The organism is Leisingera sp. ANG1, from assembly GCF_000203975.2.
Taxonomy (GTDB): domain Bacteria; phylum Pseudomonadota; class Alphaproteobacteria; order Rhodobacterales; family Rhodobacteraceae; genus Leisingera.
The window spans coordinates 111,950-132,550 of record NZ_AFCF02000006.1; the positions used below are offsets into that span (position 1 = coordinate 111,950).

At 62.5% G+C, this 20,601-nt stretch carries 23 protein-coding genes; 16 read left to right on the forward strand and 7 right to left on the reverse strand.

Annotated elements, in window-relative coordinates:
- Nucleotides 1-6 precede the first annotated feature (6 nt).
- Nucleotides 7-1,473 carry a sulfatase-like hydrolase/transferase gene (locus GC1_RS09965; protein ID WP_019298072.1) on the reverse strand — a complete coding sequence of 489 codons (1,467 nt, stop codon included), beginning with the start codon at nt 1,471-1,473 and terminating at the stop codon, nt 7-9.
- A 194-nt stretch (nt 1,474-1,667) separates the two neighbouring features.
- On the opposite strand from GC1_RS09965, the gene GC1_RS09970 reads away from it, so the two are divergent.
- Nucleotides 1,668-2,870 (forward strand): GTP-binding protein, encoded by a 1,203-nt coding sequence (locus tag GC1_RS09970; RefSeq protein WP_036762642.1) that lies wholly within the window; start codon nt 1,668-1,670, stop codon nt 2,868-2,870.
- Entirely contained in the window at nt 2,863-3,132 is a 270-nt protein-coding gene (locus tag GC1_RS09975) for a DUF6525 family protein (protein ID WP_019298074.1), read from the forward strand. Before GC1_RS09970 ends, GC1_RS09975 begins: the two co-directional genes overlap by 8 nt.
- A gap of 33 nt (nt 3,133-3,165) precedes the next feature.
- Here GC1_RS09975 and GC1_RS09980 read toward each other — a convergent pair whose 3' ends face one another.
- On the reverse strand, nt 3,166-3,543 hold the full coding sequence (locus GC1_RS09980) for a winged helix-turn-helix transcriptional regulator (RefSeq protein ID WP_019298075.1): 378 nt from the start codon (nt 3,541-3,543) through the stop codon (nt 3,166-3,168).
- Nucleotides 3,544-3,666: 123 nt separating this feature from the next.
- Between GC1_RS09980 and GC1_RS09985 the strand changes: the two genes are divergently transcribed.
- The 3 genes from GC1_RS09985 (at nt 3,667) to rpsA (ending at nt 6,970) form a co-directional block, all read left to right on the forward strand.
- The gene (locus GC1_RS09985) at nt 3,667-4,308 is read left to right on the forward strand and encodes an NAD(P)H-dependent oxidoreductase (protein WP_019298076.1); all 642 of its coding nucleotides are present in this window, start codon (nt 3,667-3,669) and stop codon (nt 4,306-4,308) included.
- A 205-nt stretch (nt 4,309-4,513) separates the two neighbouring features.
- Nucleotides 4,514-5,002, forward strand: a complete 489-nt coding sequence (locus tag GC1_RS09990; RefSeq protein ID WP_019298077.1) for a hypothetical protein — start codon at nt 4,514-4,516, stop codon at nt 5,000-5,002.
- A 288-nt stretch (nt 5,003-5,290) separates the two neighbouring features.
- Nucleotides 5,291-6,970 carry a 30S ribosomal protein S1 gene (gene rpsA, locus GC1_RS09995; RefSeq protein ID WP_019298078.1) on the forward strand — a complete coding sequence of 560 codons (1,680 nt, stop codon included), beginning with the start codon at nt 5,291-5,293 and terminating at the stop codon, nt 6,968-6,970.
- A 97-nt stretch (nt 6,971-7,067) separates the two neighbouring features.
- Here rpsA and GC1_RS10000 read toward each other — a convergent pair whose 3' ends face one another.
- The gene (locus GC1_RS10000; RefSeq protein WP_019298079.1) at nt 7,068-7,556 is read right to left on the reverse strand and encodes a MarR family winged helix-turn-helix transcriptional regulator; all 489 of its coding nucleotides are present in this window, start codon (nt 7,554-7,556) and stop codon (nt 7,068-7,070) included.
- Between the two features lie 101 nt (nt 7,557-7,657).
- Here GC1_RS10000 and GC1_RS10005 point away from each other — a divergent pair, with 101 nt between their 5' ends.
- Together GC1_RS10005 and GC1_RS10010 are read left to right on the forward strand one after the other, a co-directional pair.
- Entirely contained in the window at nt 7,658-8,026 is a 369-nt protein-coding gene (locus GC1_RS10005) for an antibiotic biosynthesis monooxygenase family protein (protein ID WP_019298080.1), read from the forward strand.
- Nucleotides 8,027-8,062: 36 nt separating this feature from the next.
- Complete coding sequence (locus tag GC1_RS10010; RefSeq protein WP_019298081.1) at nt 8,063-8,506, forward strand: hypothetical protein; 444 nt, start codon at nt 8,063-8,065, stop codon at nt 8,504-8,506.
- A 44-nt stretch (nt 8,507-8,550) separates the two neighbouring features.
- Here GC1_RS10010 and GC1_RS10015 read toward each other — a convergent pair whose 3' ends face one another.
- Together GC1_RS10015 and GC1_RS10020 are read right to left on the reverse strand one after the other, a co-directional pair.
- A complete protein-coding gene (locus tag GC1_RS10015) occupies nt 8,551-8,748 on the reverse strand; it encodes a hypothetical protein (protein ID WP_019298082.1) in 198 nt (65 codons plus the stop codon).
- Nucleotides 8,749-8,862: 114 nt separating this feature from the next.
- Entirely contained in the window at nt 8,863-10,224 is a 1,362-nt protein-coding gene (locus GC1_RS10020) for an ammonium transporter (protein ID WP_237754582.1), read from the reverse strand.
- 505 nt (nt 10,225-10,729) lie between these two features.
- Between GC1_RS10020 and ihfB the strand changes: the two genes are divergently transcribed.
- The 4 genes from ihfB (at nt 10,730) to trpB (ending at nt 13,802) form a co-directional block, all read left to right on the forward strand.
- The gene (gene ihfB, locus GC1_RS10025) at nt 10,730-11,041 is read left to right on the forward strand and encodes an integration host factor subunit beta (RefSeq protein WP_272946442.1); all 312 of its coding nucleotides are present in this window, start codon (nt 10,730-10,732) and stop codon (nt 11,039-11,041) included.
- Nucleotides 11,041-11,391, forward strand: coding sequence for a lipopolysaccharide assembly protein LapA domain-containing protein (locus tag GC1_RS10030; protein ID WP_019298085.1), 351 nt, complete (start codon nt 11,041-11,043; stop codon nt 11,389-11,391). Before ihfB ends, GC1_RS10030 begins: the two co-directional genes overlap by 1 nt.
- Nucleotides 11,392-11,398: 7 nt before the next feature.
- Nucleotides 11,399-12,052, forward strand: coding sequence for a phosphoribosylanthranilate isomerase (locus GC1_RS10035; RefSeq protein ID WP_019298086.1), 654 nt, complete (start codon nt 11,399-11,401; stop codon nt 12,050-12,052).
- 490 nt (nt 12,053-12,542) lie between these two features.
- Nucleotides 12,543-13,802 (forward strand): tryptophan synthase subunit beta, encoded by a 1,260-nt coding sequence (gene trpB, locus GC1_RS10040; RefSeq protein ID WP_019297395.1) that lies wholly within the window; start codon nt 12,543-12,545, stop codon nt 13,800-13,802.
- A gap of 71 nt (nt 13,803-13,873) precedes the next feature.
- On the opposite strand, the gene GC1_RS10045 is transcribed toward trpB, so the two are convergent.
- The gene (locus GC1_RS10045) at nt 13,874-14,251 is read right to left on the reverse strand and encodes a DUF2237 family protein (RefSeq protein WP_019297394.1); all 378 of its coding nucleotides are present in this window, start codon (nt 14,249-14,251) and stop codon (nt 13,874-13,876) included.
- A 151-nt stretch (nt 14,252-14,402) separates the two neighbouring features.
- Complete coding sequence (ychF, locus tag GC1_RS10050; RefSeq protein WP_019297393.1) at nt 14,403-15,500, reverse strand: redox-regulated ATPase YchF; 1,098 nt, start codon at nt 15,498-15,500, stop codon at nt 14,403-14,405.
- Nucleotides 15,501-15,722: 222 nt separating this feature from the next.
- On the opposite strand from ychF, the gene GC1_RS10055 reads away from it, so the two are divergent.
- From GC1_RS10055 to GC1_RS10075, 5 genes are all read left to right on the forward strand, one after another.
- Nucleotides 15,723-16,220: an acyloxyacyl hydrolase gene (locus GC1_RS10055; RefSeq protein WP_029204933.1), complete on the forward strand. Its 498-nt coding sequence runs from the start codon at nt 15,723-15,725 to the stop codon at nt 16,218-16,220.
- An 82-nt stretch (nt 16,221-16,302) separates the two neighbouring features.
- Nucleotides 16,303-17,094, forward strand: a complete 792-nt coding sequence (gene trpA / locus GC1_RS10060) for a tryptophan synthase subunit alpha (protein WP_019297391.1) — start codon at nt 16,303-16,305, stop codon at nt 17,092-17,094.
- Nucleotides 17,095-17,234: 140 nt separating this feature from the next.
- On the forward strand, nt 17,235-18,401 hold the full coding sequence (locus GC1_RS10065) for an alpha-hydroxy acid oxidase (protein WP_019297390.1): 1,167 nt from the start codon (nt 17,235-17,237) through the stop codon (nt 18,399-18,401).
- 124 nt (nt 18,402-18,525) lie between these two features.
- On the forward strand, nt 18,526-19,167 hold the full coding sequence (locus GC1_RS10070; RefSeq protein ID WP_019297389.1) for a 50S ribosomal protein L25/general stress protein Ctc: 642 nt from the start codon (nt 18,526-18,528) through the stop codon (nt 19,165-19,167).
- A 139-nt stretch (nt 19,168-19,306) separates the two neighbouring features.
- Nucleotides 19,307-20,548, forward strand: coding sequence for an NAD(P)/FAD-dependent oxidoreductase (locus tag GC1_RS10075; protein WP_019297388.1), 1,242 nt, complete (start codon nt 19,307-19,309; stop codon nt 20,546-20,548).
- Nucleotides 20,549-20,601 lie beyond the last annotated feature (53 nt).

Sequence of the window (20,601 nt, forward strand, 5' to 3'; positions counted from 1 at the left end):
CAAGAGCTACAATGGAGAGCCTTCGCGCATCTTGTCCTGCTCCGAAGGAGTCGGCGTATGGTTGAAGACATAGGCGGTGCGGCAGGCCTCCTCACCGCCCAGTTCCTCGATCCTGCGGCGCTGATCGGCAAAGGCGCGGGCGTTCACCTCCTCCGGGTCGCAAATTGCGTGCAGCCGCCGTTCGCCTTCGCTAAGCGCCGCCCTGATTTCTGGGTCATTCGCCCCGTCCATCGCCCGGTTCACGAGTTCATGCGGGTCGCCTTCCAGATCGAACAACTGCGGCTGTACCCCGGCGTAGTAGACGTACTTCCACTTACCCCAGCGCACCATGAAGGCGCCGGTTTTCGAGCCGCCGTCGTGGTATTCGCTAAAGCCGGTGCGGCTCTCGTCATAGGGGGCATTGGCAATCGCGCGCAGCGACACGCCCGGCAGCTCCGCATCCTCCGCCACGCCGCAAACCTCGCGCGCGGTGGCGGCGATGTCGGTCAGGCTGGTGCAGGTCGCCACCCTTTGCCCCGCCGGAATCCCCGGCCCGGCGGCGATCATCGGCACCCCGGCGGATTGCTCATACATCACCTGCTTGGTCCAGAACCCCTGATCCCCCATCATGTCGCCATGATCCGACACATAGAGGATCACCGTGTTCTCCAGCTGGCCGCTGGCCTCCAGCGCGCGGATCACCCGGCCCGCGCAATCATCCATAAAGGAGGTGAGCCCGTAATAGGCCGCCTTGGCCTCGCGCATCTTCTGCTCGTCGAAGTAATCATCGTAGTTGAAGAAACCTGCGATGTTGCGCAGCTCCTCATGCTCCGGCAGCCCTTCGCCATAGCCCACGGGCAGGTCCATCTCTGCCGGGTCATACAGGCTGTACCACTCCTCTGGGCAGGTGAGGGGGTAATGCGGGCTGACCAAGGACACAAAGGCCGCCCAGGGCTGCTGCTGCCGCTTGGGATCCGCCAGCCAGGCCTCCGCCGCCCCGGTGATGGCGAGATCATAGTCGGTATAGGTGCTCGACCCGGTGCCCACATCACCCGCCAGCTCCGCTGCCGAGTCATAGGGCGGCGGGTTTTCCCGCAGCAGGCCAATCGCCCAGCCGACGCCGCCGACCACATGCATCGGCAGGATTTCCTCGGTAAACCCATTGTCGTCCTCCGCAGACCGGAAATGCAGCTTGCCGATCGAGACCACCTCGCGGCCCGCCTCCCGCAGTGCGTGCATCCAGCTGCGCGGGGCTCCGGCGTAGGGTGTCGCGCTGTCCCAGTGGCCGGTCTTGTGCACCCAGTTGCCGGTGGCCAGCGCCGCGCGGGTCGGCACGCACATGGGAGAGGGCGTATAGGCCGCGGTGAACATCGTGCCGCGCGCCGCCAATGCATCCAGGTTCGGGGTCTTCACGATGGGATGTCCTGCGCAGCCCATCGCATCCTTGCGGTGCTCGTCCGAGATGATCACCAGTAAGTTCGGTTGCTGCGCCATCCTTCCCTCCCAATTTTGTCCTTCTCCCTAGACTGAAGGCGAAAGGCGGCGCCTGAACGTCAGTTTGCGGCACTCGGGCGGCGGATTGCTCCACCGGATGCTTGCCGTTTCCTGGCTTTCTGGGTTGTGAGCTGAGCAGCCGGGTGCTATCTCGCAGACGGTACTGTTATGATATAACATAATTGGATTCGCAAATGACGAACAACAGACTGCCGGTAACTGTGCTCTCGGGCTTCCTTGGGGCGGGCAAAACCACGCTTTTGAACCACGTCCTGAACAACCGCGCGGGCCGCCGGGTTGCGGTGATTGTCAACGACATGAGCGAGGTGAACATCGACGCGGACCTGGTGCGCGGCGGAACGGAACTGTCGCGGCAGGATGAGAAGCTGGTGGAAATGACCAACGGCTGCATCTGCTGCACTTTGCGCGACGACTTGCTGCAGGAGGTGCGCCGCCTCGCGGCTGAAGGGCGGTTCGACTATCTGCTGATCGAAAGCACCGGCATTGCTGAGCCGCTCCCGGTGGCCGCAACTTTCGATTTCCGGGATGAGCAGGGCGCAAGCCTGTCGGACGTCGCCCGCCTCGATACCATGGTGACTGTGGTGGATGCGGTGAACCTGCTCAAGGACTTCTCCAGCCATGATTTCCTCAGCGACCGCGGCGAAAGCCTGGGCGCCGAGGACGACCGCACTCTGGTCAATCTGCTGACCGACCAGATCGAATTTTCCAACGTCATCATCCTGAACAAGGTAACTGAAGCGGGGCCGGCCCAAACAGAAGCGGCGATGCTGGTGATCAAGGCGCTGAACCCGGATGCCGAGGTGATCCAGACCGACTTCTCCGAGGTGGACGGGGAACGCATCTTCGACACCGGGCGCTTTGACTTTGACAAGGCCCACGAGCACCCCCTCTGGGCCAAGGAGCTCTACGGGTTTGAGCACCATGTGCCGGAAACCGAGGAATACGGCATCTCCTCCTTTGTCTACCGCGCCAAACGCCCCTTTGATCCTGCCAAGATCCATGCGCTGCTGAATGGCGACCTGCCCGGTGTGATCCGCGCCAAGGGTCACTTCTGGTTGGCCACCCGCCCGGAATGGGCCGCTGAATTCTCGCTGGCCGGAGCCATCTCTTCGGTCCGCCCTCTGGGCTTGTGGTGGGCGGCGGTGCCAACGGAACGCTGGCCCACGCATCCTGAGGCCCGGCGGGAATTCCTGCAGAACTGGGACGAGACCTGGGGCGACCGGCGGCAGGAACTGGTGTTCATCGGTGCAGGCCTCGACAAGGAAGCCACCACCGCCCGCCTCGACGCCTGCCTGATGCCGGAACCGGCGAATGGCTTCGACCCGGCCTGGGCCTCCCTGGAGGACCCATTCCCAAGCTGGCGCCGCAATGGCTGACCGCAGGGCGCGCCGCAACCTGAACTCCCGCCTGAAGCGGCGGCGCAGGGCAGGGGATCCGATGCAGGCCTATGATGCCTTGCCGCCGGGGCTGCGGCAGTGGTTGGCCTCCGCCTGCCTGCCCTGGAGCCCGGCCTCAGCGCTCAGGATCTGGACCAGGGCGGGCGGCAGCCGCGATCCAGCTGCCGCGGCCGCACGGCTGGACGCCGCTGAACAGGCTATGCTGAAACGGGACGCCCGTGTCTGGACGTTGCGGTATTAATGGGTCCTGCTCCTAGACAAGAAGACCGCCGCCTCAGGCGGTCTTCTTGTCCGCTTCGGCTGCAGCGTCGAACTCTGCCCGGGCCGCATCGATTACCGGCAGATGCTCCAGCGCCCACAGCCCCAGCGCCCTGACCGGCTCGCGGAACGACTCGCCCAGGGGCGTCAGCGCATATTCCACCTTGGGCGGGATCGTCGGGTGATAGGTGCGGCTCACCAGCCCGTCCCGCTCCAGCTCGCGCAGGGTCAGGCTCAGCATCCGCTGGGAAATCCCCAGATGCCGCTTCAGCGCGTTGAACCGCAGCACACCGTATTGCGCCAATGAAATCACGATCAGCACGCTCCAGCGGTCGCCGACCCGCGACAGCACTTCGTTGATGCGCCCGCATTCCGGGCATTGACCCTCCGCCATGGCGGTTCCTTCCGTGTTACCGGGGCTAAAGAATGTGCCTTCTTGTGCCCTTTCCGGTACCGCTTATATAGCCGGTTACAAATTTATACCACCATCACATAAGGCCCCGAAAGGACCGGACACATGAGCAAGAGCACCCTGATCGAGAAGCTGAACTGGCGCTACGCCACCAAGAAGATGGACCCCGCCAAGGCGGTTCCGCAGGAGAAGGTCGACCAGATCATCGAGGCGATCCGCATGGCGCCGACCTCCTCCGGCACCCAGCCGTTTGAGGTCTTCGTGATCACCAACCCGGAAATCCGCGCGCAGATCCGTCCGCACGCCTGGGACCAGGCCCAGATCACTGACGGCTCGCACCTGATCGTTTTTGCCGCCTGGGACAACTACTCCGAAGACCGCATCGACGCCGTCACCCGCCAGATGACCGAGGAGCGGGGCGAGATCCCGATGCTGAACCAGTATTACGATAACCTCAAGGCGACCTACCTGCCGCGCGAGTCGCGCACCAACCACGACCACGCCGCCCGCCAGGCTTATATCGCGCTGGGCTTTGCGCTGGCCGCCGCGGCTGAGCTGGAAGTGGACAGCACCCCGATGGAAGGTTTCACGCCTGACAAAATCGACGAGATCCTGAACCTGCGCGAGAAGGGCCTGCGCTCCGTGCTGTTGCTGCCGCTGGGCTACCGCCAGGAGGACGGCGATTGGCTGCTGCCAATGAAAAAAGTGCGCAAATCCCGTGAAACCATCGTGACAGAGATCGCCTGAGCATTCCCCGCATGAGGGCAGCAGGCGGCATTTCCGGCCGCCTGCTGCCCTCCGTGCGGAACACGAAAGGCAATCAATTCGAATTGAATCCTTTAATGCGCTGATTTCAGGCTACATTAACAGCTGAGTGTTATTGATTAAGGTACGGCTCTTGCCGCTTCCAAAGGGCCGCAGAGTGGTGTGATTTTGCCGGGGCTGCCCAAGCGTGTTTACTTCTGATTTCTCTGCAGGCGAATTGCAGCCGGAGCTGAAGCAGGTCTTCTTCCACTGGCGGAACGCTGCTGAAGACGGGAAATTCCCGCGGCTCACCCAATTCGAACTGCCAAATGCCCATCCGGCACCGAACATCCTGTCAGTGTTTGAAATAGAACGGACACAAACCGGTGAACCTGCTGACTTCAAGGCGCTGTATATCCGCAACAAGATCATCAACACGCTGAGTCGCAAGTACGTCGGCACCCGGCTGTCCGAACATCCCGGCTTTGGACCCGGATCGATGATCTGGAGCTGTTTTCACGAAGTGGCATCCACCTCCCGGCCATCGCTCGCTGCACTGCCCTATGTCGGACCGCTGCCGGAATACCGCAGCACCTCCGAACTCTACCTGCCGTTGCGGGGGGAGGGGGTGTCGGTTGACTACGTGTTTGTGGGTGTCGTCCTGCTGGAACAGGAATACAGCCACAAGGCACCCTGAACCGTCCGCAGAGAGCGGCAGCGGGCAGCCAGCCGCCGTAAAACCCTCTTCCCCTTGCCATGCAGGGCTTTTCCCTTGCGCGCCCCCGGGAATCCGCTTATATCGCGCGCTGTCAGAACACGGGCGGCCAACGTCCGGACGGCATATCTGAGCAGGGCTGAGGACTACCTCGGCCCTTTGTGTTTGTTTGATCAGATGTGCTCCGGGCCACGTTCTGGACTGGCTTAACCAAGACCGGCGGAGACAACCGCCCGGCCAGAAACACTAGTAAAGGAAACCTGAGACCTCATGGCTCAAAACGCATCGATGGAGGAATTCGAAGCCCTCCTGAACGAAAGCTTCGAAATGGACACCCCGGACGAAGGTTCGGTTGTCAAAGGCAAAGTGCTGGCAATCGAAGCCGGCCAGGCCATCATCGACGTCGGCTACAAGATGGAAGGCCGCGTTGATCTGAAAGAATTCGCAAACCCCGGCGAAGCCGCTGAAATCGCAGTCGGCGACGAAGTGGAAGTCTTCCTGCGTTCGGCAGAAAACGCCCGTGGCGAAGCCGTCATCTCCCGTGAGATGGCCCGCCGCGAAGAAGCCTGGGACCGCCTGGAAAAAGCATACGCAGACGATCAGCGCGTCGAAGGCGCGATCTTCGGCCGCGTCAAGGGCGGCTTCACTGTCGACCTGGGCGGCGCTGTTGCCTTCCTGCCCGGCTCGCAAGTTGACGTCCGCCCCGTGCGCGATGCCGGCCCGCTGATGGGTCTGAAGCAGCCGTTCCAGATCCTGAAGATGGACCGCCGCCGCGGCAACATCGTGGTTTCGCGCCGTGCGATCCTCGAAGAGTCCCGCGCCGAGCAGCGCGCCGAAGTCATCGGCAACCTGTCCGAAGGCCAGGCCGTGGACGGTGTCGTCAAGAACATCACCGAATACGGTGCGTTTGTTGACCTGGGCGGCGTTGACGGCCTGCTGCACGTCACCGACATGGCATGGCGCCGTGTGAACCACCCCTCCGAGATCCTGTCGATCGGCGAAACCGTCAAGGTTCAGGTCATCAAGATCAACAAAGAGACCCACCGCATCTCCCTCGGCATGAAGCAGCTGCAGGAAGATCCGTGGGATCTGGTTGGCGCCAAGTACCCGCTGTCCTCCGTGCACAAGGGCCGCGTCACCAACATCACCGATTACGGTGCATTTGTTGAGCTGGAGCCGGGCGTCGAAGGTCTGGTCCACGTCTCCGAGATGTCCTGGACCAAGAAAAACGTCCACCCGGGCAAAATCGTCTCCACTTCCCAGGAAGTCGACGTCATGGTTCTGGAAATCGACGGTGCCAAGCGCCGCGTGTCCCTGGGCCTCAAGCAGACCATGCGCAACCCGTGGGAAGTGTTCTCCGAGAACAACCCCGAGGGCACTCAGGTCGAAGGCGAAGTCAAGAACATCACCGAATTCGGTCTGTTCATCGGCCTCGACGGCGACATCGACGGCATGGTTCACCTGTCCGACCTTTCCTGGGACGAGCGCGGCGAAGACGCGATCCAGAACTACCGCAAAGGCGACATGGTTTCGGCCGTTGTCTCCGAAGTGGATGTCGACAAAGAGCGTATCTCGCTGTCGATCAAAGCCCTGGGCGGTGACAAGTTCGCTGAAGCCGTGGGCGGCGTGAAGCGCGGCTCGATCGTGACCGTGGAAGTGACCGCGATCGAAGACGGCGGCATCGAAGTGGAATACGAAGGCATGAAGTCCTTCATCCGCCGCTCCGACCTGTCCCGCGACCGTGCCGACCAGCGTCCCGAGCGTTTCTCGGTGGGCGACAAGGTTGATGTGCGCGTCACCAACGTCGACTCCAAGACCCGCCGCCTGGGCCTGTCCATCAAGGCGCGCGAGATCGCGGAAGAGAAAGAAGCAGTGGAACAGTATGGCTCCTCGGACTCCGGCGCATCGCTGGGCGACATCCTGGGCGCCGCACTGAAGTCGGGCGACTAATCTCCCCGGCCTCACGGCTTAAAAAACGGAAAGCCCCGCAGATATCTGCGGGGCTTTTTGTTTGGCGAAAGAGCGTTAGTTCTCGGCAGCCACAGCGTCAGCTTGCGCTGCTGCTGTCTTCCTGGGGCAGAGCCGCTTCCTCCAGCCGCGCTTTGAGACGGCCAATAACTTGCTGCGCGGCTGCAATTTCCTCCGGCAGCAGGCCGCTGGCAAGCGCGTTTACCCAGGGGATCTGCTTTGCAATGGCGGCATCGTACAGGTCCTTTCCTTTGGGCGTCATGACGACCAGCTGCGCGCGTTTGTGCTGAGGGTTGGGCTGGAACTCCAGGACCCCTTCGCGCTTGAGCTCATTGACGATCCTTTGAATGCCCTGCCTGTGAACACCCATGGCACGGGCGTGCCAGGCGACAGTTTCCGCCTTTTCCGCATAGGCAATGGCGCCAAGTATCTGCCATCGCGCGCTGGTCAGCCCCAGCCCGGAAACCAGGCGGTCACCAGCAATCTGCAACCGGCCATTCAGCCGGAACACATCCAGGATCAGCTCCGTTACCGCTTCTCCCGCCTCGCTTCGTTGCACTTCAGGCATGACGCCCCCTGAATTTTTGACAATGTGTTGTCATTGTGGTTTGTGGTTCCTATATGACAACATGACACCAAGTTTAAGCGGCATACAAGGAGCACCCTGCGATGGTCAATTTCAAACCTCTGGACCCTGAGTTCCCTATTGATCATCAACTGGCGGTCGAGGCAGGGCCTGTTGTTCTGGTCAATCTTTTTACGGTTGATCCCGCTGAACAGGACGCATTGGTCGAAGCGTGGAGGAGTGATGCCCTGTGGATGAAGAAACAGCCGGGCTACATCAGCACCCAGCTCCACAAGGCCATCGGCGATGGCAGCATGTATCTGAACTATGCGGTCTGGGATTCCGTGGCTGACTTCCGTGCGGCGTTTTCCAATCCGGAGTTCCAGCAGCAGCTCAGCCACTATCCCTCCAGTGCCGTAACGGCTCCGCATCTGTTCGAAAAGATTGCCGTGCCGAACTGCTGCACGTCCTGACGGCCTGTTCTGCGGATCTACTAATTGGGAAGTAAAATGAAGACGAAGATTCACGCCATTGCAGGCGCCATCGGTTTTCTGATGATCCTGGTGTTCTGGACATCGACGGCCCTAAGTGAATTGTTTGCCGGCCACGAGACGGTCGCGGCGGTCAAAGCATCGATCCTGAAGGGTATGCTCGTCCTTATACCGGCCATGATCATAGTTGGCGGGTCCGGGATGGCGATGGGCCGGCGGCGCAAAGACGCGCCGGCGAGGGCCAAGAAGAAGCGCATGCCGGTTATTGCACTGAATGGTTTGCTGGTTCTCGTCCCTGCCGCCTGGTTTCTGGCCGGGAAAGCTGCTGCCGGCGAATTTGACGGCACGTTTTACGCGGTCCAAACGGTCGAGCTGATCGCCGGCGCCGGAAACCTGTTCATGATGGGCTTGAATTTCCGCGATGGTCTGAAGATGACCGGGCGGCTCCGGCGTTCCCGCTAAGGGCGCCGCGGCACGATCAGGCTGCCGCGGTGCCCAGGATGCCCCTAGTTCGGCCGCACCGCCACCAGCACGACGCCTAGTTCCTCTTCCAGTTCCTGCAGCTTCTTCAGCTTCTCGTCAGGCAGGGCGGCGGTGGTTGTCTCAACACCTGCCAGCGCCACCACCGGGCTGCCGATGTCTTTTTCGAGGCTCTTGATCGCGTCCAGTTTGTCAGCCTCAAGCGAGGCAAGCGGGTACAGCATGGTCGTCTCCTCATTGTTGATGGGTTTGACTATAGCCGATTCTTGGCGGTGCCGGCCTGAACGGCACAAAAAAGGCCCCGGCTATTGCCGGGGCCTGATGCGGTTCGTGATGGATCAGGCGTGCTGGGTGCTGTCCGCGTGGGTGACAACATCCGGCTCCAGGTCCCAGTTCTTGCCGTCCAGACCGTCGATCTGGTCGTCCTCGGACACCTTCAAGCCCACGGTGCGCTCCAGGAGGAAGGACAGGATCAACGCCGTGACCACCCCGGTTCCGATGCAGACGGCAGTACCCGCCAGCTGCATCACCAGCGAAATCTCGCCGTGCTGGAACGCATAGGCGCCTTCCTCGATGCCGAAGTAGCCGCCGCGCGGGGTGCCCGCCTTGAACAGGCCCAGCAGAACCATGCCGAGGGTGCCGCAGCCCAGGAACAGCGGGAACAGCTTGTGCTCGTCAATGCCGCGCTTCAGCGTGAACTCATAGACCGCATAGGCCGCGAAAGGCGCCACCAGGCCCACGATGAAGGCCTGCCAGGGCAGATAGACATCAAAGCCGGATGCGCCGGCGACATAGCCCGCCAGCGGGCCCAGCAGCGTATAGGCATATTTGCCGGTGGCATAGGCGATCAGCAGCCCGGTGATGGCGCCGCCGGCCCAGACCATGGCATAGTTGTTGATGGCGATGCCGACGCTGGTGTCGGCCATGGTGACGCTGACGGCCAGCGCTTCGGGATCAAAGAAGAACAGGCACGACAGGATCACCATCGGCAGGCCCGCAAAAATCAGCAGCAAGCCCGGCGCACACAGGCCGATGCTGGGAGCCAGATAGGCCGAGATCCGCGGATGCGGCGCCATCATGCCGGGGCGGGCGCCCAGCTTGGGGGTGAACACCAGCGCCATGCCTGCCGGGAACAGGTAGACAAAACCGACGCCGAAGAAGTCATGGAAACCCGCATTGGTCAGCGGCCCGACAGAGCCCCAGGTTGCCCAGCTGAGCGCCGAGGAGACCACCGCAGCGACGATGCAGGTGATGAAATAGGCCGAGGCCTTCATCCGCTCCGACACCGCGAAATGCAGCAGGATGTTGATGATGCCGGCAAACACCGCCAGGAAAAAGATGAAGATCTGGAACGTGTTCAGCCCCGGAAACGTTGCCGGGTCGGTGTGATGCGCCAGCGCATTGGTCATGGCGCCGCCCAGCCACCAGTCCTTGATCGAATCCATCATGGTCGCGCCTTCCATGATGTAATACTGCCCGGCCCACAGGCCGAAACCGATGACGTAATAGGTGGCAAAGCCGAGGAAGAACCCCAGCGTCTTTTCAATGGTCGAGTTGAACAGGTTCCTGCGCCGCGCGGTGCCCGCGTCGATCAGCAGCAGGCCGACAACGACCAGGATGGCCCCGACGATGCCCGATGCGTACAGAATGTTCTGCACCAGGGAGTTCAGGGTAACTTGCTGCACATGTATCGTGCTCATGTCCAATGGCATTTCCAGTTCTCTCCAAGTTGGTTTGGCTGCCTGCCGGTTGTTCGCCACCAGCTTCGGCAGTCCGGCGCCCGGTGCCGCCATGAGGCGGGCGCGCCGGTTCGTTTGGCACCAGATCCGGTCAGTTTGCTGACGCGCCTGGTTAGGAAAAGGATGGGCGATGCGGGGCGCTTTACAATGAAAAATTTTACTTTGCGGAAATATAGTTTCATATGCGGCACGCGGGGCGGGCTGATGCCGCATCCCGCGCTGCCTGACCGGCAAGGTGACGGAATCCGGGCAATGAAGAGAGCTGCCGGCAGCCCCCCCGAATCAATCGGACCCCGGCCTGCGCAGTTGACGCCGATGCCGCGCTGCGGCGGCGGTTTGCCGCCCGCGATTGGGGCCCGGCGGCCTGAAAAGGGGGTAAAGTGCCGCTGATTTGGCCGTCAAACCTGCGGCATTTTGTTCCCCCGCGCGCGAATTTTTCCTATACTCTCAGAATAATAGCCAAAACATACCGGCACCTGGGAGGAAAAAGAACATGATCCGCTCTGAGTTGATTCAGAAGATTGCAGACGAAAACCCGCACCTGTATCAGCGGGATGTGGAGAGGATCGTGAACACGGTGTTCGAGGAAGTGACCGATGCCATGGCCCGCGGCGACCGGGTCGAGCTGCGCGGCTTCGGGGCCTTTTCGGTCAAGAAGCGGGACGCGCGCACCGGCCGCAACCCGCGCACCGGCGAGACGGTCGAAGTCGAAGAGAAACATGTGCCGTTCTTCAAGACGGGTAAACTCTTGAGGGACCGCCTGAACGGGAAAGCCTGATGCGTTACATTCGCTACGCGGTTCTTGGGGCCCTGGCCATCGTGCTGGTGTCCGTCTGTCTGGCCAACAGCACGGTGGTTGAGCTGAAACTGATGCCCGCTGCGCTGGCGGAGCTGTTCGGCTTTAACTACAGCATTTCGCTGCCGCTGTTCGTGGTGGTGCTGGGCGGGGTCGGCGCCGGGCTGGTGATCGGCTTCCTGTGGGAATGGATCCGCGAGCACAAGCACCGCAGCGAGGCCGCGCAGAAGGCCCGCGAGGCGCGCAAGCTGAACCGCGAAGTGACCCGGCTCAAGAAGCAGAAGAACCAAGGCAAGGACGAGGTCCTGGCGCTTCTCGAAGACGCAAACTGAGCCAGCCATGAGCAATATCCGGGTCAAGATCTGCGGGCTCAGCGTCCCGCAGGATGTGGCTGCCGTTGCCGCTGCCGGTGCGGCCTATGCGGGTTTCGTGTTCTTCCCGAAATCGCCGCGCAATGTTTCCATCGCCCAGGCCGCCGCGCTGGCGATCGAGGCGCCTATTGGTCTGTGCAAGGTTGCACTGACGGTGAATGCCTCTGATGATGAACTGGATGCCATCACCGGTGCGGTGCCGCTCGACATGCTGCAGCTCCATGGGCGTGAAACCCCGGAACGGGTGGCAGAGGTGCGCGCCCGCTACGGGCTGCCGGTTATGAAGGCGGTGGGCATTGCGGATGCCGCCGACATTCCCCAGATCGCGCTTTATGAACAAGTGGCCGACCAGCTGTTGATCGACGCCAAGCCGCCCAAGGAGGCCGAGCTGCCCGGCGGCAACGGCCTCGCCTTTGACTGGCGGCTGCTAGCGGGGCGGAAATACTGGCAGAAACCTTGGATGCTGGCCGGCGGGCTGACACCTGAAAACGTGGCGGAGGCCATCCGCATGACCGGAGCCCGGCAAGTTGATGTCTCCTCGGGTGTCGAAAGCGCGCCGGGCGAAAAGGATGCAGGTCTGATCGAGGCATTTACAAAGGCGGCCCACGCCGCCCGCGGCTGACGGCCTCCCCGCCGCGGGTTTCAGGATATGCCGCAATGAGAGGGATTTGAGTATTTGGAGAAAGATGAAAACACTGGGCCTGCGCCTTCATCTTTTCATAAATACTCACAGCGCAACCGCAGCGCCCAGGGTGTTGCGCCCCCGGCGTACGCTGGTCACACGCGATCTTAAGTCCCATATGCCACGATCTTTCCTGATCGCGGTCACCGCCGGGCCTGACACCCCCGGCACTTTGGAACAGGGCCCTTTGGCAGGGGCACGCACAGACGACGTTTCGCGTGCGGGAGGAAACTCCCGTCCCGCCTCCGCCCCTTGGCGGCGCCGCCAAACTTAAACTTCCGGCCTTTTGACAGGCAGATCACAGCAGAAACCAGCAGCACACCGGCAGGGCAGGCGCCTTGGCCGGATGCAGCCGCTTGCGCAATCTCCCTTTACCAAGGCGCTGGCGCGCTATAGTCATGGCGGGCGCTGCGAAAGTGAGGGAAGAACCATGGCCGACGATCTTTTCAACAGCTTCATGAACGGTCCGGATGAACAGGGCCGTTTTGGCATCTTTGGCGGGCGTTTCGTCTCCGAAACCCTGATGCCGCTGATCCTGAGCCTTGAGGAAGAATACAACAAAGCCAAGGACGACCCCTCCTTCTGGGCCGAGATGGAAGACCTGTGGAAACACTACGTTGGCCGTCCAAGCCCGCTGTACTTCGCCGAACGCCTGACCGCGGAACTGGGCGGTGCCAAGATCTACATGAAGCGCGACGAGCTCAATCACACCGGCGCGCATAAGGTGAACAACGTGCTGGGCCAGATCCTGCTGGCACGCCGCATGGGCAAGACCCGCATCATCGCTGAAACCGGCGCCGGGCAGCACGGAGTGGCGACTGCCACCGTCTGCGCCAAGTTCGGGCTCAAGTGCATCGTCTACATGGGCGCGCACGACGTGAAGCGGCAGGCGCCCAACGTGTTCCGCATGCGCCTGCTGGGTGCTGAGGTGATCCCGGTGACGTCGGGCCGCGGCACCCTGAAGGATGCAATGAACGACGCGCTGCGCGACTGGGTAACCAACGTGCGCGACACATTCTATTGCATCGGCACCGCAGCCGGCCCGCACCCCTATCCGGCGATGGTGCGCGACTTCCAGTCGGTTATCGGCAAGGAAGTCCGCTGGCAGCTGGCTGAGCAGGAAGGCGAAGGCCGCCTGCCGGACACCGTGATTGCCGCGATCGGCGGCGGCTCCAACGCCATTGGTCTGTTCTACCCGTTCCTTGATGATGCTTCCGTCAATATCATTGGCGTCGAGGCAGGCGGCAAAGGCGTTGATGACCGGATGCAGCACTGCGCGTCCCTCACTGGCGGGCGCCCCGGCGTGCTGCATGGCAACCGCACCTACCTGCTGCAGGATGAGGATGGCCAGATCCAGGAGGGCTTCTCGATCTCCGCGGGCCTCGACTACCCGGGCATCGGGCCGGAGCATTCCTGGCTGCACGACACGGGCCGCGCCCAGTATGTCTCGATCACCGACAAGGAAGCGCTGGAGGCGTTCCAGGTCAGCTGCCGTACCGAGGGCATCATTCCGGCGCTGGAGCCCAGCCACGCGCTGGCCCATGTGATGAAGATCGCGCCGGACCTGCCGAAGGACCACATCATCGTGATGAACATGTGCGGCCGCGGCGACAAGGACGTGTTCACCGTCGCCAAGCACCTGGGCTTTGACATGTCCGACACCGAAGAAGGGCGCACCTTCGAGGAGTGAGGCCGGACAGCACGGTAGAATATTAGGCGCCCCGCGGGGCGCCTTTTTCTTGCCGCCCTTTGGCGCGCTGTTCAGGCCGGATCGGCGGCGTAGCTTTGCAGCACGCTCAGCGGCACAATGTCGAGCGCGCGCACATGAGTGGCCTCCAGGATGACCTTGGGCGCGCAGCCCTCATCGGCGGCCTGCAGGAAGCGCGCGGCGCAGAGGCACCAGCGGTCGCCGGGCTGCAGGCCCGTAAAGCTGAACTCGGGCCGCGGCGTCGACAGGTCGTTGCCGACATATTTGGAAAACGCCAGAAACTCTGCCGTGGTGACCACGCAGACAGTGTGGCTGCCCTGATCTTCGGCGCAGGTGTTGCAATGGCCGTCGCGGAAGAACCCGGTTACCGGTCCATTGGAGCAGAGCGCAAGCGGGCCGCCCAATACGTTGATGCTGTCGTCTTTGTCCATGGGGTGCCCCGTCCCGGATATGGTTCAGTGTAATGATAGGGCAAATCCACCGCCCGTCCCGGTATTTCCCGTGCCAGAGCAGGTCTGTCAAACGCAAGCCGCCCGTCAGGGGGGGCTGACGGGCGGCTGAATAGCTTACCTGAACGCCGGATCAGGTGTTGAACAGGAAGTGCAGCACGTCGCCGTCCTTGACGACATAGCTTTTGCCTTCGGCCCGCATCTTACCGGCTTCCTTGGCGCCCTGTTCACCATTGCAGGCGATGAAATCGTCATAGGCGATGGTTTCGGCCCGGATGAAGCCCTTCTCGAAATCGCCGTGGATGACGCCTGCCGCCTGCGGCGCTGCGGTGCCGGTGCGGATAGTCCAGGCGCGTGCTTCCTTGGGGCCGACGGTAAAGTAGGTTTCCAGGTGCAGAAGTTCGTAGCCCGCGCGGATCAGACGGTCGAGGCCGGCTTCTTCCAGACCCATTTCCTCCAGGAACATTTGGGCTTCTTCTGCTTCCAGCTGGCTGATCTCTTCCTCGATCTGGGCGGAGATGATCACATGGCTGTTGCCCTGCGCCGCGGCCATTTCGGCGACCTTGGCGGAATGTTCGTTGCCTTCGACCGATTCCGACTCGCCGACGTTGCACACGTACAGGACCGGCTTGGTGGTCAGCAGCTGCAGCATCTTCCAGGCCTTGGCGTCCTCGGCGTCGACCTCGACCAGGCGGGCAGGCTTGCCGTCTTCCAGCATCGCCTGCGCGGCGGCCAGCAGGCGGTCCTGCTGCTGGGCCTCCTTGTCGTTGCCCTTCAGCTTGCGCACCAGGTTGGCGCGGCGTTTTTCGATGCTTTCGAGATCCGCCAGCATCAGCTCGGTCTCGATCACCTCGGCATCGGTCACCGGGTCGACGCGGCCGTCCACATGGGTCACGTCGCCGTCTTCAAAGCAGCGCAGCACATGGGCGATGGCGTCGGTTTCGCGGATGTTGGCCAGGAACTGGTTGCCCAGGCCTTCACCCTTGGAGGCGCCTTTGACAAGGCCCGCGATGTCGACAAAGGTCATCCGGGTCGGGATGATCTGCTTGGAGCCGGCAATCGCCGCCAGCTTGTCCAGCCGCGCGTCCGGCACGCCGACCTCACCCACATTGGGTTCGATGGTGCAAAACGGAAAGTTGGCCGCCTGTGCAGAGGCGGTCTTGGTCAGCGCGTTGAACAGTGTCGATTTACCCACGTTGGGCAGGCCGACGATTCCCATTTTAAAGCCCATTCCGGCCTCCTGATACCACTTGGGAGCTGCTTCTAGGCAGCATTGGGGTCCCGTGCAAGCCAAGTCTGGCTGGCAGAACTGCCACAGTTGCGATCTGTGTTCCGCTTCACAGACAGTATGCACACTGATTTTTCATAACGCCCTTGGCAAAGATTTAGAGAGTTTTAGAACAAGGTTGAAAAAGGCTTGGCCAAAAGCCGTAATTTTTCCGAGGGGCTGGAAATGAAAAAGACAACGTTGCTGGCGGCCGCGGTTTCAGCGGCCATGGCACTGCCCGCTGCGGCGCAGGAAGTCGCGCTGGGGCTGGGGTATTCCGATTACCACCGCGAGACTGCGGACGACGGGGCGGTATTTACGCTGGATTACCTGCATGCGCCGTTCCATGAGCGCGGCCGTCTGTCGGCGCGGTTCGGTGCCGCGCTGGAGGTGCAGGATGCGGGCGACATTTTTGCAGGTGTCGGCATCAGCGGCGTGATTGATCTGAACAACGACTGGTTCATCGAAACCAGCGTGATGCCTGGCGCCTATCACGAAAGCTCTCCGGAGAACGATCTCGGCTCCGCTTTCGAGATCCGCAGCCTGCTGGCGGTGGGCAAGCGGTTCCAGAACGGCAAGGCGGTGTCGCTGGCGATCAGCCACAAGTCCAACGCCTCCACCGCGGATGAGAACCCGGGCGTGAACTCGCTGACGCTGCGCTGGCACATTCCGCTCGGCGGCTGAGCCGGGCTGCAAAACTGCGCGGGATTGATTTCCCGCGCAACATTCGGCACACCGGGGCGGACAGTTTTCAAAAGGCCCGCCCATGACCCGTATTGATGCCAAATTCGCCGAACTGAATGCCGCCGGCAAGAAAGCCTTTGTCACCTATGTGATGGCGGGCGACCCCGACTACGAGACCTCTTTGGAGGTGGTGAAGGGGTTGCCGGACGCAGGCGTGGACATCATCGAGCTGGGCCTGCCGTTCACCGATCCGATGGCTGACGGCCCGACCATCCAGCTGGCCGGTCAGCGCGCGCTGGACGGCGGCATGACCCTGGAAAAGACGCTGCAGCTGGCTGCCGATTTCCGCAAGGGCGACGACACCACTCCGATCGTGCTGATGGGCTATTACAACCCGATCTACAGCCGCGGCGTGGACACCTTCCTGGAAGACGCCAAGGCCGCGGGCATCGACGGGCTGATCGTGGTCGACCTGCCACCGGAAGAGGATGACGAGCTGTGCATCCCGGCGCAGAAGGCGGGGCTGAACTTCATTCGCCTGGCGACCCCAACCACCGACGACGCGCGCCTGCCCAAGGTGCTGCAGAACACCTCCGGCTTTGTCTATTACGTCTCGATCACCGGCATCACCGGCGCCGCTGAGGCTGAGGCCGGCGATGTTGGCCCTGAGGTTGCCCGCATCAAGGCGGCCACCGATCTGCCGGTCATCGTGGGTTTTGGCATCAACACGCCGGAGAAGGCGCAGAACATCGCGTCTATTTCGGACGGTGCGGTTGTGGGCAGTGCCATCGTCAGCCAGATCGGCGCGGGCAAATCCCCGGCAGAGGTGCTGGCATTTGTGAAGTCACTGGCGGATGGCGCCCACAAGGGCTGACACACGGACACCAACAGGTTTGGAAAACCGCGCCTTGGGGCGCGGTTTTTTGCGTTTCAGGGGTGCGGCAAACCGGGCGTTGCTTTTGCTGGCTTGAATTGGTAAAGAAATTTTACCAAATGAGATCGGGAGAGAATCCAGTGCCGGTGATCACCAATATCAACGACCTGAAGCGCATCTATGAACGCCGTGTGCCGCGGATGTTCTATGACTACGCCGAAAGCGGCAGCTGGACGGAACAGACCTTCCGCGAGAACACGTCGGACTTCGAACAGATCCGCCTGCGCCAGCGTGTGGCGGTGGACATGACCGGGCGCACGACCGCGGCCCAAATGATCGGCCAGGACGTGGCGATGCCGGTGGCGCTGGCACCGGTGGGGCTGACGGGGATGCAGCACGCCGACGGCGAGATCAAGGCAGCCCGCGCGGCGGAGGAATTCGGCGTGCCGTTCACCCTGTCGACCATGTCGATCAACTCGATCGAGGAGGTGGCGGAAGCAACCTCCAAACCCTTCTGGTTCCAGCTTTATACGATGAAGGACGAGGACTATATCCGCCACCTGATTCAGCGCGCCAAGGATGCCAAGTGCTCCGCCCTGGTGATCACACTGGATCTGCAGATCCTGGGCCAGCGCCACAAGGATCTGAAGAACGGGTTGTCCGCGCCGCCCAAGCTGACTCCCGCCACCATTGCCAACCTGATGACCAAATGGACCTGGGGCCTGCAGATGCTGGGCGCCAAGCGGCGCAATTTCGGCAATATCGTGGGCCATGTGCAGGGGGTCTCCGACACCTCGCAGCTGGGCGCCTGGACGGCGGAGCAGTTCGACCCGGCGCTGGACTGGGGCAAGGTCGAAAAGCTGATGGAGATGTGGGGCGGCAAGGTGATCCTGAAGGGGATCCTGGACGCCGAGGACGCCAGGATGGCCGCCAAACTGGGCGCTGATGCCATCGTGGTGTCGAACCACGGCGGACGGCAGCTGGACGGGGCGCTGAGTTCGATCCGGATGCTGCCGGAAATCATGGATGCGGTGGGCAGCGATGTTGAGGTGCATCTGGACAGCGGCATCCGCTCCGGCCAGGACGTGCTGAAAGCGCTGGCGCTGGGGGCCAAGGGCACCATGATCGGGCGCGCCTTTGTCTATGGCCTGGGTGCGATGGGGCAGAAGGGCGTCACCGCGGCGCTGGAGGTGATTCGCAAGGAGCTGGACACCACCATGGCGCTCTGCGGCGAACGCTCTGTCGAGGGGCTGGGGCGCCACAATCTGCTGATCCCGGAGGATTTCGGCGGCCGCTGGCAGGAATAGTGCACTGAGGCGGCCGGGCAGGGGCCTTTGCCCCTTCCCATGCTGCACATTCCGGTCTATAGGCACGGCTTCACGCGGGGTGACAGCCTTGGAGGCACCCCGGTTAGACATATGGAGAATTAAGATGGCAAAAGAGATTCCTGATCTCGTAGCCCAGGAACGTGCGGGGACGGGCAAGGGCGCCGCTCGCGCTGCGCGCCGCGCAGGCATGGTTCCGGGTGTGGTTTATGGCGGCGACGTGGATCCGGTTGCGATCCAGATCCCGTTCAACGAACTGCTGAAAAAGCTGAAAGCCGGCCAGTTCAAGTCCACCCTGTGGAACCTGAAAGTGGAAGGCCACGACGACGTGCGCGTGATCTGCCGCGACGTTCAGCGCGATGTGGTGAAGGACCTGCCGACCCACCTCGACCTGATGCGCCTGCGCCGCACCTCGAAGATCAACCTGTTCATCCCGGTTGAGTTCATCAACGAAGACCAGGCCCCCGGCATCAAGAAGGGCGGCATGCTGAACGTGACCCGCCCCGAGGTTGAGCTGGTTGTGACCGCCGGCGATATCCCCGAGAAGCTGGTTGTCGACATGGCTGGCCTGAACATCGGTGACGTTGTCACCATCTCGTCGATCGAGCTGCCGTCCGGCGCCAAGCCGACCATCGACCGTGACTTCGTGATTGCCAACATCGCGTCGCCCGGCGGCCTGTCCTCTTCCGATGACGAAGAAGGTGAAGGCGAAGAAGGCGAAGCAGTGGAAGCAGCTGCAGAAGAATAAAACCGGCGCCCATCGGGCAACGGTTTCACGGGCTCCCATCCGGGGGCCCGTTTTCTTTTGTGCGGCAGGCCGTTTGCCGGTGATTGACTTTTGCCCGCACCGCTGTCCCATTTCCGCCTGAGGATTGGGAGGAACGGGCATGGCGGATTACGATATTGCCATTGCAGGCGCTGGGGCCGTGGGGGTGAGCTGCGCGCTGTGGGCACAGATGCGCGGCCACAAGGTGCTGCTGATCGACCCGGAGGATCCGGGATCGGGCACCAGTTACGGCAATGCCTGCACGCTGGCGACCTATGCCTGCCTGCCGGTCAATGACCCCTCGGTGCTGACCTCGCTGCCCGGCCTGATGTTTTCCAAGGACAGCCCGCTGTCGCTGTCCTACGCCCATGCGCTGCGCAATCCGGGCTGGATGCTGTCCTTCCTTGCCAATTGCCGCCCGGCCCCGTCGCAGCGGATCGCGGGTCATCTGGCTGATTTGCTGTCGCACGCGGATGCCGGGATCAATCCGCTGATCGAGGCCGCAGGTGCGCAGGATCTGGTGGTGGAGCGCGGCCAGCTGTCTGTGTGGTCGACGGAGAAAGCCGCCAAGGCCGCAACGGCTGGTCTGGAGCGCCGCCGCGCCTTGGGGGTTCTGTGGCGGGAGGTGGACCCCGAAGAAGCGCTGGAGATGGAGCCGGGGCTGCAGCTGCCGGTCAGGCGTGCGGTGCACTTCCACGCGGCCCGCAGCCTGCGTGATCCGCTGGAATTCATCACCCGGATGCACCGGGCCTATACCGAATTGGGCGGCACCACCCTGCGCGCGGAGGCAGAGGCGGTCAGGGCTTCGGATACGGGTGTGGAAGTGCAGGCCGGCGGCCAGAGTCTCACCGCGGGCCATGCAGTGATAGCCAGCGGCGCGTTTTCCAAGCGGATCGCGGGGGCAGGGGCGGAGCGTCTGCCCCTGGGCACCGAGCGCGGCTACCACGTGATGTATGAAGGTGAGGCGCATAGGGTGACGCGGCCCGTGGGCTGGGGCGAGGCCGGGTTTTACGCTGTTCCCCATGCAAAAGGCCTTCGGCTGACCGGAGCGGTGGAGATCGCGGCGCTGGATGCGCCCATGAACATGCGCCGTCTGGCCTATATTGCCCGCAAGGGCGCGGAGATGCTGGGGCAGCTGCCCGCACCCAGCAGCGAGTGGCTGGGCTACCGCCCGACGATGCCGGATTCGCTGCCGGTCATTGGCCGCAGCCCGCAATCGGACCGGGTGCTTTACGCCTTTGGCCACCAGCATATCGGGCTGACCCTGGGCGGCATTACAGGGCGGTTGATCACCGATCTGGCGGAAGGCCGCCAGCCGAATGTCGATCTGGCGCCTTTTGCAGCGGACCGCAGCTTTGCCTGACGCCGCGCGGCTCTGGATTCCGCAGCCCAAATAGGGCATCACTCGGTTTCCTT